This is a genomic window from Nonomuraea candida (genome assembly GCF_000725485.1).
GTDB lineage: Bacteria > Actinomycetota > Actinomycetes > Streptosporangiales > Streptosporangiaceae > Nonomuraea > Nonomuraea candida.
Genome location: NZ_JOAG01000012.1, coordinates 185,076 through 198,933, shown reverse-complemented (window position 1 = coordinate 198,933; position 13,858 = coordinate 185,076). Strand labels below are relative to the sequence as shown.

The following is a 13,858-nucleotide window of genomic DNA, read 5'->3' as shown; positions in this document are numbered from 1 at the left end:
CGGGTTCGGGGTGACCTGCGGGCGCCTGGGGTGGGCTCGGGGTGGCCTGCGGGCCCGCCGGTCGGCGCGCCCTATCTGCCGCCCACGGGCAGGGGCACCATGGCCGCGGCCGGGTCGAGCGCCGGGCCGCGCGGGATCGCGTGCATGATGCCGGCCGGCACGGGGGCGACGTCCGCGGCGTCGTAGCCCAGCCTGCCCAGCACGTCGGCCGAGGGCAGCGGGTGGCGCACGCCCTGGTCGGTGATCAGCGACAGCGCGCTCGCCACCGCGCCGAGCTGGCCCTCGCCGGGCAGCACGCCGGCCACCACGGCGCTGCCCGGCGGCAGCAGGACCTGGTCGTACTGGCCCTGCACGGCCGAGCCGGACGGCGTGGGGATCGCCATCGTGCTGCCCACCGTCACCTTCGCCGCGAGCGAGCCCGCCACCGTGTCCGGGTAGACCGTGCACAGCGGGGCCGAGCCCGGCACGTCGATCACCCGGGGCATCGTCTGGGGCAGGGTGGGGTCCAGGGGGGTCTGGCGCGAGGGTGAGGCGTTGGCCGAGGCCGCGTCGATCGGGATGGCCTGCGCCGGGCGCTTGCCGTAGGCCTTCTTGCTCACCGGGTCCTCCAGCAGCAGGCGGGCCTGGGCCTCGGAGATCGGCGCGAGCCCGTCGTTGAGCAGCACGTACCAGCGGGCCGGGGTGCCCGGCAGCGGCGGCACCGTGAAGACCTGGCCGACCCGCGCCGTCACCTTGCCGCCCGCGCGCACCGCCCGGCCCCGGTCGGCGACGTCGGGGCCCTTGAAGTCGTGACCGACCGGCAGCGCGTTCAGCCACGCCGCCGGGACCTGCCGGGGCCGGGCGTTGAGCGCCCGCACGCCGTACTGGTTCACCCGCATGCGGCGATCGCCCCAGATCAGCCAGCTCTGCTGCCCGTCGGTGACCACCATCGCGTCCCGGCCCACCGGCCGGCCGCCGACGTCCTGCCCGCCGACCAGCGTCGTGTACGACTTGCGCCCGCCCGTGCTGTTGTCCGGCCCCTCCAGGACGCACACCGACCAGGGCGCCTTGACCAGCTTCTCCTTGGCGGGCAACGAGTCGGGCGCCCCGGCGATGCCGATGAGCGGCCCCCGCGCGAACTCGGCCAGGGACGCCGCCGTCACGCTGCGGGTCTTGATCTCGGCGGTGTCCAGGATCAACCGCGCCGAGACGTAGTTGGCCACCGGCAGCAGCCGCCGCTGCTGCTCGCTGTAGACGAACTTGGCGCCGCTCTCCTCCTCGACCAGCAACTGCCCGGGGTCGGTCAGCTTGGTGGCGTTGCCCGGCCGCACCAGGCCCCAGATGCCGAACACGGCCATCACCAGGATGGCGATCAGGATGCCGCCGAAGGTTGCGATGTTCTGCCGGCGCATCGGCGACTCCGGCACGTCGGGCTCCGCCTGCAGGAGCGCCATGCCGAGCCGCTGCTGCATCAGGCGGTGGGCTTGATAGAGATCCTTGTTGGTCTGCATGGCACCTCCCCGGCTCCGGACCCGCGCATCAGCATATTGGCCCCGGTGTGACCGGTGGCTCCTCGCGTACCACCGGTCACACCGGGGTCAGCGTCAGCCGCAGTGCTCGAACGGGCTGTCGTACTTCTGGCCGCCGATCGAGCCGCCCCACTTGACGCAGGTCTTGGGCGCCTTGGCCTGGACCGGGCCGGCGTAGTACTGGAAGCTGCCGGAGTCGATGCCGCGCTTGTGGCCCTGGACCTCCAGGTAGGCGGTCATGGCGGCCTTGCCGGAGGTCTGGTTGCGCAGGGTGACCACGCAGTTCTTGGCGCTGGCGGCCGAGTAGAGCAGGACGACGCGGCCCTGCGAGCCGAGCGCGGCCGAGTCGATCTGCTTGTAGCCGGCGCCGCAGACCTGCTCCGCCGTGTACGGGTTCGAGCCGCCGCCGTTGCCGCTGCTGCTCCTGCTGCTGGGCGTCGTCGAACCGCCGCCGCCGCAGTTCTTCGAGGTGACCCACCCCTTGGGGTAGGCGAACCGGGAGCCGTTGAACGAGGCGGGCAGCGTGGCGCCGGCCGAGTTGCGCAGCTCGAAGTGGAGATGGGAGATGATGCCCTTGTACTTCGCGGACGTATTGCCCAGCGTGCCGATCTTCTGGCCCTGCGCCACCCTCGCGCCGTTGGCGACCGAGCGGGAGTTCAGGTGGGCGTAGAGCGTGACCGTGCCGTCGGCGTGCCGGATCTTCACGACGTTCCCGAAGCCGTCCGTGGTGCGGTACTCCGACATCACCACCGTCCCGGCCGCGGCCGCCACGACGGTCCTGCCGCGGTCCGCGTTGCCGTCGCTCGGCGTGCCGTTGAAGTCGATCTCCCACTGCGACCGGTGCTTGGAGCTCAGGCTGGCGTCACCGTACCAGCGCTCGTCGCAGGGGAAGGGGAGCTGGTACTTCACGGCGGCGGACGAGGCGTTCGCGGTCGTCGAGGTGTTCGCGGTGGCCGAGGCGTTCGCGGCGCCGGTCATGACGAAGGGGACGGCAGCGATGCCGCAAATGCCCGCTATAAACGTTTTCTTGCGCACGGGCAGCTAGATTGCCATCCCGATCAAGGGCCCGGCTAGATCTTTCGCGTACTGTTCACTTGACGCGGCGTCAGGCGCCGTCCGGCAGGGCCGCCTGCACGGGGGTGATCGTGCCGGTCGTCACCAGGAGCCCGCGCCCCTGCGGCCCGCCCCCGGCCCCGCGCGGCAGCCGGATGGAGAACAGGTCGCCGTCGGTCTGCCCCTGCACGTTCAGCAGCACCCCGGTACGCGACTTGCGCGCCTCCGCCACGAACCCCCGGTAGGCCACCGCCAGGTCTCCCGTCGCCCCGGCGATCAGCAGCCCGTGGTCGCCGTCCCGGCCCGTGCGGATCACCTCCTCCAGCGCCGTCCCCAGCGGGCCGTCGGGGTTGACCAGCTCGGCGTCGTCCACCACCACGACGTAGTGGGGGTGGTCGGCCACCAGGTCGGCCAGGCCGGTGGCGTCGCCGTCCAGCACGGCCAGCGCGCCGTCCAGCTCCCGCAGCGGGCTGCGCCTCGGCGCGACGGCGACGACCGGCGTGCCCCGGGCGATCAGCGACCGGGCGGCCGTCACCAGCACCGAGGAGCGCCCCGAGCGGGACGGCCCCGCGATCACCGCTCCCGGGCCGTGCGCCTGAAGGTCCAGCCCGAGCGGCGCCAGCGCGTCGCCGCCCGCGCCGACCAGCGCCCACAGGGGCGACGGCGGCTCGAAGCCGGGATCGAGGGCCAGCGTCTGCCCGGCGGTGACCCGCAGGGGCAGCGCGTCCACCCGCAACGGCGGCGACCCGCCCCACCGCCACGGCACCCGCCCCGCCCCGAGCCCCTCGCCGGGGCCGCCGGACGCCGGCGCTGGTGCGGTTCCGGCGGCGGCGCGGGCCAGGGACTGGAGGGCGGCGACCTGTTCGGGCCCGGCCGGGTCCTCGGCCAGCAGGGCGATGTGGTGCTCCACGATGCCGTGCTCGCCCAGGGACAGGGCCCGCCCCGGCGGCATGGACGACGGCAGCCCCTTGAGCGGGAAGCCCGCCAGCCCGTAGTCGGTGGCGTCGGACAGCCGCAGGAGCAGGCGGTCGTCGAAGACCGTCGAGACCTGCCCGAGCAGCCCGGAACGATCGCTGGTGACCACCCCTCTGAACCCCACCGCCGCCCCTTCCCGCAGGAGCTGCAGCAGCGCCTCGATCAGCCGCCCGTAGTCGTAGCCCTCGAACGCGGCGACGAAGCCCTCCCACCGGTCGAGCATGAACACCAGCCACGGCAGCCGGTTGCCCGCCTGGCGGTATTCGGCCAGCGACGCGTGCCCGGCCTCGGCCAGCAGCTGCTGGCGCCTGCCGACCTCCGTACGCAGCCGGGTCAGCAGCCGCTCCACCCGGTCGAGCTGGTCGCGGGTCACCACCGCCCCGCAGTGGGGCAGGGCCACCAGCGGCAGCAGCGCGCCCGAGCCGCAGTCGACGGCGTGCAGGTGCACGTCCTCAGGGGAGGCGTGGGCCGCGATCGAGCCCGCGATCGTGCGCAGCGCCGTCGATCTGCCGCTGCGCGCGGCCCCGGCGATCAGCAGGTGCCCGCCGTGCGCCACGTCGAGCGCCAGCGGCTGCCGGTCCTGCGCCCACGGCCGGTCGGTCACCCCGAACGGCAGCGGCGCCACCTCCCGCACCCCGCCGGAAGGGGCGGAAACCCCGCCGGACGGCCCAGGCACCCCGCCGGACGCGCCGAAGACCTCTCCGGACGGCCCAGGCGCCTCTCCGGACGGGCCGGGGGGCCCGCCGGCGGGCAGGTCCAGGACGAGCCGGGCGGGGAGCGGGTCGAGCCACGGGCTCGGCTGCGCCGGCACGCCGGCCAGCCGGGCGGCCTCGATGAGGGCGTCGGCGACGAGCGTGAGGTCGGTGGTCGTGGAGTCCTCCTCGTCCGCCCGCGGTGGCGGCGGCAGCGCCTTGCCCAGCGCGCGCCACTCCACGTCGAGCACCCGCAGGTTCCCCCCGGCCGGACCGCCCGCCCCGCCGCCGGGCTGGACGGGGCTGCGACCCCCGACCCGGGCCGTCTGCACGGCGACCGCCGCCCCCACCCCCGAGCGCACGTAACACCGGCCGGGCGTGGACTTGGAGATGTGCGCCGCGTCCGGCGTGTCGATGACGTCGGCCGACTCGGCGGGCTCGGTCACCCGCAACGCGATCCGCAGCGAGGTGTTGGCCTGGATGTCGGCCGTGACCACGCCGGCCGGCCGCTGGGTGGCCAGGATCAGGTGGATGCCCAGCGACCGCCCCCTGCGCGCGATGTCCACCAGCCCGGTCACGAAGTCGGGCAGCTCGGCCACCAGCGCGGCGAACTCGTCGATGATCAGCACCAGCCGGGGCAGCCCGGGCCCGGTGTAGTCCTCGATATCCTTGGCCCCGGCGGCCAGCAGCAGCCGCTCGCGCCGCCGCAGCTCGGCCGCCAGCGAGTCGAGGGCCCGCTGTGTCAGGTGCCCGTCGAGGTCGCTGACCATGCCGACGGTGTGCGGCAGGCGTACGCACTCCTTGAAGGCGGCCCCGCCCTTGTAGTCGATCAGCACGAACGTGAGCTGGTCGGGCCGGTTGGCCACCGCCAGCGAGCAGATCAGGGTCTGCAGCAGCTCCGACTTGCCCGCGCCGGTGGTGCCGGCGATCAGCCCGTGGGGGCCGTCGAGCCTGAGGTCCACCGAGAACGGCCCGTCGGGGCCGACCCCGATCAGCGCCTCGGTGCTGCCCTTGTCGTCCCACCGGGCGGCCAGCGCGGCGCCGGAGGGGACGGTCATGCCCATGAGGTCGAGCAGGCGCGCGGCGCCGGGGAGGTTGCCGCCGGGATCGTCCCTGCTCACGTCGCGGATGGGGGCCAGCGCCCTGGCCAGCCGGTCGCACCAGGTGGGGGAGACGAGGTCGCCCAGGACGGGCCCGAGCACGTCGAGGCCGCCGCCGCGCAGGTCGACCAGGCCGTCGGAGCCGCACGCGGCCACGGTCTGGCACTCCTCGGGCAGCAGGCGCTGGTCGTCGTCGACGGCCAGGGTGTAGACGCCCGAGCGCGGGCCCTGGCGCAGCACCTGCGGCATGCCGGGCAGGCCGCGCAGCACCTGCGCGCCGTCGAGGATCACCAGCACGTCGTAGGGGCGCACGTCGTAGGAGGAGAAGGCGGGCTTCTCGGGCCCGCCGAGGTCGTCCCAGCCGGTGGGGATCTTGCCCAGCTCGGGGATGGCGGTGTTCTGGCGCTCGTCGATGAGCGCGGCCAGCTCGGAGACCCGGCGGGCGGCCGAGTCGGGGTCGGCGCCGACCAGCGCCACGCAGTCCTCGCCGGCCCGCGGCGCGCAGTGCGGCAGCCAGCGCAGCCAGCCCCAGCACCGTTCGGCGTCGGGGTGCGCGGAGACCACCACGATGGCCAGGTCGCGGGGGCTGTGCAGGGTGGCGGCCTGGGCGACGAGCCAGCTCGCCAGGCTGGTGGCGGCCGGGCGGGGCCCGGTCACGCCGGCCACGCCCAGCCGCCGCATGGGCAGCGCCACCGGCACGGCGCGGCAGATCGGCGGGGCGATGGGCCCGCCCTGCTCCTCCGACAGCTGCAGGTCGGCGGGCAGGTCGGCGAGCCCGACCCGGAGCCTGAGCGCGTCGGCGTCGTGGATCCTGCGCTCCCACAGCCGCCTGCGCGGCCCGGTGGCCGTGAGCAGCACCTGGGCGGGGTCGGGGGTGTCCTCCCTGCGCGCGGCCTCGTCGGCGGCGCGGGCCCGCTCGACGGCCTCGTCGTAGGCGCGCACCTGCTCCTCGTGCTCCTTGACGGCCTTCTTGTGCTGCTTCTTGCCGTGGCGGCGGTCGCTCCACCACTGGCCGATCATGATGATCGGCGTCATGAGGGCGACGAGCAGGTAGTACCACTGCCGCAGCGCGATCGCCAGCGTCAGCCCGAGCACGGCGGGCAGGAACGCGGCCAGCAGTTGCAGCCGCATCCCCTCGTTCCTGGTCGGCGGCTTCGGCCGGACGAACGTGCGCTCGGGCTCGGGCCGCCGCAACCTCGGCGGCCGGTTGTACGCGACGCCGCCCTCGCCGCGCGGCGCCAGGTGCGCGTCCCTCGGCTCGATCGAGGTCAGCACGAACACCGAGGAGCCGCAGGTCAGCACGGCCTGGTCGGGCCATTCGACCGGCTCGGTGAGCGGCCGCCCGTCGAGCTCGGGGACCTCCTCGTAGCCGGCCGCCAGCTCCGCGGCCCGCCGCTCGGCCGTGCGCGCCGTCAGCTCGGCCACCTCGTCGGCCCAGCGCCCCTTGAGCTTGAGCTTGGGCGCCTCGCCGGGGGGCTGCCAGGCCCGCTCGACGGTGATGGCCTCCGGCGTCACGCGTACGGTCGCCGCCTCCGGGGCCAGCGCCGGGTCGGCGACCGCCACGGAGCACATCGGGTCGGAGCCGATGACGTGCACGCCCAGCCCCAGCCGGTGCACCGCCCCGGCGGCCGGCCCGCCCACCACGCGCACCTCGGCGACCCCGCCGGGCTCCTCGACCACGGTGGCCCTGGCCAGGCGGGCGTCGAGCGTGACCTTGTCGCCGTCGCGCAGCACGGCGGCGACCGGGGCGCCCGGGTCGAGCGGCCGGCCGTCGCGCCACAGGGCGGGCGGCCCCATGTCGGAGCGCTCGGGCCGGCGCGGCCGGGGCACGCGGGGCCCGGAGCCGCCGGACGGCGGGCCGTAGGGCGCCCGCGCCTTGGGCAGCCTGACCACCTCCGCCAGCGCTCCCCGGTCGGCGAGCGCCTCGCTCAGCCTGGCCACCGTGGCGTCGTCGTCACCGTCGATCACGACGTCACGATCGCCCTGCCCGCCGATCACGGTGAGCATGATCCGCATGGTGCCGTCTCCTCGGTCGACTTCGGGCGCCAAAGTAGCGTCACGGGCGCGGCGGGGCGGGCCGGTTGACGGCAATGGCATGGGCGGCGCTCACATCCGCCGCGCATCCCCGAAGAGCTGTGAACAGAGTGCCGAAAGGTATTTATGTGGCGACTAATCGGAAAATAGCGGGCCCGTCAACTTGATAGAAACAATAGGCATCGATTATTTCCGCTTGACATCATGTCACCTGCGAAACGAGCATGGGTCCCCGAATTCCGCCCACCTCGCCATGACATCCCCCACATAATGGCGTGAATTCCGCAATTCGCTTCGGGAGCCCCCCACCCATGAGGACCAGTGAAAAACCTGCCGTCAACGCGGCGGCGGGGTTGTCCGGCCCGGCCTCGCGCAAGCTCCCCGTCCCGCCCAGGGAACGCAAGCCGGCCCTGGCCGCGCTGGCCGTCCTGCTCATCCTGGGCGGCGCGCTGGCCACGACCCTGCTCGTGCTCAACACCGGCGACCGCGTCTCGGCCATCCGCGTCACCCAGCAGATCGGCGCAGGTCAGAAGTTCACCCCGGAGGCGATCGAGGAAGTGAAGATCGCCGACACCGGCGTCGAGTTCGTCTCCTGGTCGCAGCGCCAGCAGGTGCTCGACAGCTTCGCGGCCGTCACCATCCTGCCCGGCACCCTGCTGACCAACCAGATGGGCGTGCGCGCCAGCAGCGAACTGGGAGAGGGAAAAGCCACCGTCGGGCTGTCGCTCAAGCCCGGGCAAATGCCCGCGGGAGTGACGGCGGGCGATCGCGTACAGGTGATATTCGTGCCGAGCCGGTCGAGTCAGGGAGAAAGCCGCGTGCTCGCCGCGAGCGCGCTCGTCTTCGCCGCGGGCGACAGAACGAGAACGGGCGGCTCCGGCCAGATCACCGTGGTCGTGAACGCGCCGGCGGCGCCGGAGATCGTGGCCGCCGCCTCCAGCGGAGAGATCGCGGTGGCCGAGCTGCCGGGGGCGCGCTGACGTGGCGCTGATCGTACTGGCCGCGGACAAGGGCGCGCCGGGCGTCACCACCGCCGCCACGGCGCTGGCGGCGGTCTGGCCGCGCCCCGTGCTGCTGGCCGAATGCGACCCGGCCGGCGGCGACCTGGCCTACCGGCTGCCCGCCGCCGGCGGCGGCGTGCTCAACCCCGGCAAGGGGCTGCTCACGCTGGGCGCCACCGCCCGGCGCGGGCTGGAGGCGGCGCAGATCCACCAGCACACCCAGAAGATCGTCGGCGGGCTCGACGTGCTGGTCGGCCTCACCCACGGCGAGCAGGCGGCCGGCCTCACCTGGTTGTGGGGCCCGCTGGGCAGGTCGCTGGCCGCCATCCCGAACGCCGACGTGATCGCCGACTGCGGCCGCCTGGGCGGCCACCCGCAGCTCACCGACCTGATCGCCGAGGCCGAGCAGGTCGTGCTGCTCACCAGGGCCACCCTCGACCACGTGGCCCACCTGCGCGAGCGCCTCCAGCTCACCAAGGCCCACGGCGTCGTCGTGATCGCCGACCCGCGCAACTACCGCGGCTCCATCGAGGACGTGCGCAGGATCGTCGGCCCCACCGTCCAGTACGTGCACGGCCTGGCCTACGACCCCAAGGGCGCCGAGCTGCTGCGCGGCCAGTGGGGCGGCCGCCTGGACCGCTCGCTGCTCATCCGTACGGCACGCGACCTGGCGGGAAGGCTGGTGAGCCACCGGTGATCGACCACGCTCTCGTCAAGCACTTCAGGCAGGAGGTCGGCGACCGCCTGGCCCACCAGCGCCGCCTCGACCAGGCCAGCGGCCTGCCCCCGATGACGGGGGAGGACGAGCGCCAGTTCGCCAGGGCGCTGATCTCCCAGGTGCTGGAGGAGCACGCGCGCAGCGAGATCGGCCTCGGCCGCACCCCGCCCACCGTGGAGGAGGAAGAGGCGCTCGCGGCCGGCATCCACGCGGCGCTGTTCGGGGTCGGCCGGCTGCAGCCGCTGCTCGACGACCCCCAGGTCGAGAACATCGACATCAACGGCTGCGACCGGGTGTTCGTCAGCTACGCCGACGGCCAGGAGCTCATGCAGGACCCGGTCGCCGAGTCCGACGAGGAGCTGATCGAGCTGATCCAGATCCTGGCGGCCTACTCGGGGCTGTCCAGCCGGCCGTTCGACACCGCCAACCCCCAGCTCGACCTGCGCCTGCCCGACGGCTCCCGGCTGAGCGCGGTCATGGACGTCACCGTCAGGCCGGCCGTGTCGATCCGGCGCGCCCGCCTGGGCAAGGTGTTCCTGTCGGACCTCGTGGGCAACGGCACGATCAGCCCCGACGTGCGCCGCTTCCTGTCCGCCGCCGTCGCCGCCCGCAAGAACATCATGATCGCCGGCTCCACCAACGCCGGCAAGACCACGCTGCTGCGCGCCCTGGCCAACGAGATCCCGCCCGGCGAGCGCCTCATCACCGTCGAACGCGCCCTGGAGCTGGGCCTCGACCAGTTCCCCGAGCTCCATCCCAACGTGGTCGCCTTCGAGCAGCGGCTGCCCAACTCCGAGGGCCAGGGCGAGATCTCCATGGCCGAGCTCGTCCGGCGCTCCCTGCGCATGAACCCCAGCCGCGTCATCGTCGGCGAGGTGCTCGGCGACGAGATCGTCACCATGCTGAACGCGATGACGCAGGGCAACGACGGCTCCCTGTCGACCATCCACGCCAACTCCAGCATGGAGGTCTTCAACCGCATCGCCACCTACGCCCTCCAGGCCGGCGAGCGCCTGCCCATCGACGCCACCCACATGCTCATCGCGGGCGCCATCGACTTCGTCGTCTTCATCGAGAAGCGCAACGACTACCACCTGGGCGGCACCCTGCGCCGCTACGTCTCCAGCATCCGCGAGGTCAACGGCTGCGACGGCCGGGTCCTGTCCAGCGAGGTGTTCGTGCCGGGCCCCGACGGCGCGGCCGTGCCGCACGCCCCGGTCTCCTGCCTGGAGGAGCTCATGGCCCACGGCTACGCGCCCGGGGGGTGGTGAGGCCGATGCCCTTCACCTTCGAGCCGCTGGCGCTGCTGGCGGGCGCGGCCGCGGGCGGCGGCCTGTTCCTGTTCGCCCTCGCCCTGTACGGCCTGCGCCCCCGCCCCTCCCGGCCCAAGCGCCACCTCGTCAAGCTGATGACCACCCGCGCCGCCGTGGCCGCGGTGGCCGCCGGCCTGGTCCTGGTCGTCACCCAGTGGCCGGTCATGGCGGTCGGCACGGTGCTGCTCGTGTTCTCCTGGCGCGGCCTGGCCGGCGGCGCGGCCGAGGAGCGCGCCGCCATGCACCGCCTGGAAGGGCTGGCCGCCTGGACCGAGTCGCTGCGCGACACCATCGCCGGCGCGGCCGGGCTCGAACAGGCCATCCCGTCGTCCATCAGGGCCGCCGCCCCCACGCTCAGGCCGCACCTGCGGGCCCTGATCGACCGCCTGCACACCAGGATGGCGCTGCCGGAGGCGCTGGCCCGCTTCGCCGACGAGCTCGACGACCCCTCGGCCGACCTCGTGGTGGCCGCGCTCATCCTCAACTCCAAGCTGCGCGGGCCCGGCCTGCGCGACGTGCTGGGCGCGCTGGCCGTCTCGGCCCGCGAGGAGCTCGACATGCGCCGCCGCGTCGAGGCCGAGCGCCGCTCCACCAGGCGCAGCGTGCAGATCGTGGTCGTCACCGCGCTCGTCTTCGCCGGGGCGCTCGTCCTGTTCAACCCCGAATACGTCGAGGAATACTCCGACGCCCTCGGCCAGGCCGTGCTCGTGGTCGTGGCCGGGCTGTTCGGCGCCGGGTTCGCCTGGATGCGCCGCCTGGCCCGCTTCGACAAGCCCACCCGGCTGCTCATGGGAGGAGGCGGCGGCGATGGCTGAGCGCGCGCCGGGAGAGGTGGCGGCGATGGCTGAGCGCGCGCCGGGAGAGGCGGCGGCGATGGTCGCGGTCGCGCCGGCCGGAGGACCGCTCGTGCAAGGGGGTGGCGGCGATGGTTGAGGGCGCGCTGGCCGGCGGGCTGCTCGGGCTGGGGCTGTTCGTCCTGCTGCGGGCGCTCTTCCCGGCCCGGCCGGGGCTGGTGGCGCGGCTGCTGGCGCTCGACGCCGTGCGCGAGGACGCCGGCGCGCCCCGCATCCAGCTCGTGCTGCCCGAGGAGGAGGTCGGCGCGTTCCGGCGCGGCCTCGGCGCCCGCCTGGCCGGCCTGTACGGCGCCCGCGGCTGGGAGGCCAGATCCGTCAAGGCGGACCTGGCGCTCGTGGGCCGTTCGTTCGAGGCGTTCCTGGCCACCAAGGTCCTGCTGGCGGCCAGCGGCCTGCTGGCCTTCCCGCTGCTGCTGGCCTGGCTGGTGCTCATGGAGTGGGGCGCCTCCCTGGCCGTGCCGTTCTGGAGCGCCGTGGTCGTGGCCGTCGTCTTCTTCTTCCTGCCCGACCTCCAGGTCAAGAAGGACGCCGCGGCCAAGCGGCGCGACTTCCGCCACGTCGTCGGGGCCTTCCTCGACCTCGTCTCCATGAACCTGGCCGGCGGGCGCGGCGTGCCCGAGGCCCTGATGATGGCCGTCTCGGTCAGCGGCGACCAGCCCAACTGGGCGATGGCCCGCATCCGCGACGCCCTGCGCGGCGCCAGGATCGTCGGCATCACCCCGTGGCAGGCGCTCGGCCAGCTCGGCGAGGAGATCAACGTCGACGAGCTGCGCGACCTGTCCGCCGCGCTCGGCCTGGTGGCCGACGACGGCGCCAAGGTGCGGGCCTCGCTCACGGCCAGGGCGGCCACGCTGCGCCGCCGCGAGCTGGCCGAGATCGAGGGCCGGGCGGGCGAGCGTTCGCAGTCGATGCTCGTGGCGCAGCTCCTGCTCTGCGCCGGGTTCGTGATCTTTCTGAGTTTTCCCGCAGCCATGAAGATGTTGGGAGTCTGATGAACCACCCCTGGATCGTCTACCTGCGCGCCTACCTGGGCGTGCGCGTCCACCATGCCCGCACCGCGCCCACCAGGGGCGCCTCCGCCGTCGAGTGGGTGATCATCACCGCCATCATCGCCGGCGTCGCCCTCGGTCTGGCCACCCTGATCAGGAACCTGGTCGAGCAGCAGCAGGGCGAGCTGGAGCAGACCTTCGGCGGCGGTGGCGAGGGCGGCGGAGGCGGAGACACTCCGTGACAACCCGGTCGCCCGGCCGGGTGCGGCGGGGGCGGGGCGAGCGCGGCGTGACGGTGATCGAGCTGGCCTTGCTCATGCCGGTCATCCTCGCGACCGTGCTGCTCATCGTGCAGGTCGCCCTCTGGTTCCACGCCCGCGAGGTCGCCGAGGCGGCGGCCAGGGAGGGCGCCCGGGTGGCCAGGGCGGCGCCGTTCGACTCGGGGGCCTGGGAGGGCGAGGCCACCGGGAAGGCGACCGAGATCATCCGCGCCGTCGGGCCCCGGCTGCTCCAGGGCGCCACCGCCACGACGTCGGAGAAGGAGCCCGACGAGCGCTTCGTCACGGTGACGGGCAGCGCCGTACAGGTCATCCCGCTCCTGCCCGATCTCGCCTTCACCGTCACCGCCACGGCGGGCGGGCCCGTCGAGTGCTTCCGCCCCGACAACGGAGGCGAGGACTGCGAATGAGGCGAGTACGGGGCGAGCGGGCCGGGGGAGCTGAGCGGGTCCGGGGCAGTGGGCGGGCCCGGGGAGCTGAGCGGGCCCGAGGGAGCGAGCGGGGTTCCATGGCGGTCGAGACCGTCATGCTGGCCCCGGTCTTCCTGCTGTTCCTCATGTTCCTGGCCGGGGCCGGCGTGCTGGTGGAGTCGCAGGGGCGGGTGAACGGCACGGCGCGCGACGCCGCCCGCGCCGCCTCCGTGCAGCGCTCGCTGGACGCCGCCGAGGCCGCCGCCGAGGCCATCACCACGAGCGCGCTGCAGGGCCGCTGCCGGTCCTCCGCCGTCTCCCTGGACGCCTCCGAGTTCCGGCAGGGCGGCCAGGTCCAGGCCGAGGTGACGTGCGAGCTGGACCTCGCCTTCCTCGGCTTCGGCGGCACCAAGCGGCTCACGGGCACGGCCGTCGTGCCGATCGAGCAGTTCAGGAGGATCGATGAGGTCCGGTGAGCGCGGGTCGATGGCGGTGTTCACCGTGCTGTTCTCCGTGGTCGTGTTCCTGCTGGCCGGGCTGCTGGTGGACGGCGGGTCGGCGATCAACGCCCGGCTGCGCGCCGCCGACGTGGCCGAGCAGGCGGCCCGGGCCGGCGCCGACCGGCTCGACGAGGACCACCTGCGGGCGACCGGGGAGACGCGGCTGCTGGACGAGGCGCAGGTGTGCGCCAGGGCCGAGGAGATCGTCGCGGCCCAGGGCGACGACGGCGTGCGCGCCGGCCAGTGCACGGTCGGCCAGGGGCAGGCGCAGGTAACCGTCACCGTGTCGGTCCGGTGGGAGGCGTTCTTCCTCGGCGCCATCGGCTTCCCCGGCTCCGAGATGACCGGCGAGGCCACCGCCGCGCCCGAAGCGAGATAGACCGAATCCGGCCACTCGATGGCTGCGGGGACGTCCGAGACACGACGCTGGACC

The 13,858-nt window shown here is 74.1% G+C and carries 12 protein-coding genes; 9 read left to right on the top strand and 3 right to left on the bottom strand.

Annotated features, from left to right (window positions below; translation table 11 throughout):
- Positions 1–71: 71 nt before the first annotated feature.
- The 3 genes from eccB to IO39_RS12830 form a co-directional block, all read right to left on the bottom strand.
- Complete coding sequence (eccB, locus tag IO39_RS12840; protein WP_043620923.1) at positions 72–1,490, bottom strand: type VII secretion protein EccB; 1,419 nt, start codon at positions 1,488–1,490, stop codon at positions 72–74.
- 93 nt (positions 1,491–1,583) lie between these two features.
- On the bottom strand, positions 1,584–2,486 hold the full coding sequence (locus IO39_RS12835) for a M23 family metallopeptidase (RefSeq protein ID WP_043620919.1): 903 nt from the start codon (positions 2,484–2,486) through the stop codon (positions 1,584–1,586).
- Between the two features lie 127 nt (positions 2,487–2,613).
- The gene (locus IO39_RS12830) at positions 2,614–7,344 is read right to left on the bottom strand and encodes an FtsK/SpoIIIE domain-containing protein (RefSeq protein ID WP_043620906.1); all 4,731 of its coding nucleotides are present in this window, start codon (positions 7,342–7,344) and stop codon (positions 2,614–2,616) included.
- Positions 7,345–7,673: 329 nt separating this feature from the next.
- On the opposite strand from IO39_RS12830, the gene IO39_RS12825 reads away from it, so the two are divergent.
- From IO39_RS12825 to IO39_RS12785, 9 genes are all read left to right on the top strand, one after another.
- On the top strand, positions 7,674–8,342 hold the full coding sequence (locus IO39_RS12825; RefSeq protein WP_043620904.1) for a CpaB family protein: 669 nt from the start codon (positions 7,674–7,676) through the stop codon (positions 8,340–8,342).
- 1 nt (position 8,343) lies between these two features.
- A complete protein-coding gene (locus tag IO39_RS12820; RefSeq protein WP_043620901.1) occupies positions 8,344–9,060 on the top strand; it encodes a hypothetical protein in 717 nt (238 codons plus the stop codon).
- Positions 9,057–10,352, top strand: a complete 1,296-nt coding sequence (locus IO39_RS12815) for a TadA family conjugal transfer-associated ATPase (RefSeq protein ID WP_245641939.1) — start codon at positions 9,057–9,059, stop codon at positions 10,350–10,352. The genes IO39_RS12820 and IO39_RS12815 overlap by 4 nt, the downstream gene beginning before the upstream one ends.
- 5 nt (positions 10,353–10,357) lie before the next feature.
- The gene (locus tag IO39_RS12810; RefSeq protein WP_043621332.1) at positions 10,358–11,209 is read left to right on the top strand and encodes a type II secretion system F family protein; all 852 of its coding nucleotides are present in this window, start codon (positions 10,358–10,360) and stop codon (positions 11,207–11,209) included.
- A 110-nt stretch (positions 11,210–11,319) separates the two neighbouring features.
- Complete coding sequence (locus IO39_RS12805) at positions 11,320–12,240, top strand: type II secretion system F family protein (RefSeq protein WP_043621330.1); 921 nt, start codon at positions 11,320–11,322, stop codon at positions 12,238–12,240.
- Entirely contained in the window at positions 12,240–12,479 is a 240-nt protein-coding gene (locus tag IO39_RS12800) for a hypothetical protein (protein ID WP_043620898.1), read from the top strand. The genes IO39_RS12805 and IO39_RS12800 overlap by 1 nt, the downstream gene beginning before the upstream one ends.
- On the top strand, positions 12,476–12,925 hold the full coding sequence (locus tag IO39_RS12795) for a TadE/TadG family type IV pilus assembly protein (RefSeq protein ID WP_052422815.1): 450 nt from the start codon (positions 12,476–12,478) through the stop codon (positions 12,923–12,925). Before IO39_RS12800 ends, IO39_RS12795 begins: the two co-directional genes overlap by 4 nt.
- A gap of 98 nt (positions 12,926–13,023) precedes the next feature.
- On the top strand, positions 13,024–13,401 hold the full coding sequence (locus IO39_RS12790) for a TadE family protein (RefSeq protein ID WP_043620893.1): 378 nt from the start codon (positions 13,024–13,026) through the stop codon (positions 13,399–13,401).
- Positions 13,388–13,804: a TadE/TadG family type IV pilus assembly protein gene (locus tag IO39_RS12785; protein WP_063765260.1), complete on the top strand. Its 417-nt coding sequence runs from the start codon at positions 13,388–13,390 to the stop codon at positions 13,802–13,804. Before IO39_RS12790 ends, IO39_RS12785 begins: the two co-directional genes overlap by 14 nt.
- The last annotated feature ends 54 nt before the right edge of the window (positions 13,805–13,858 follow it).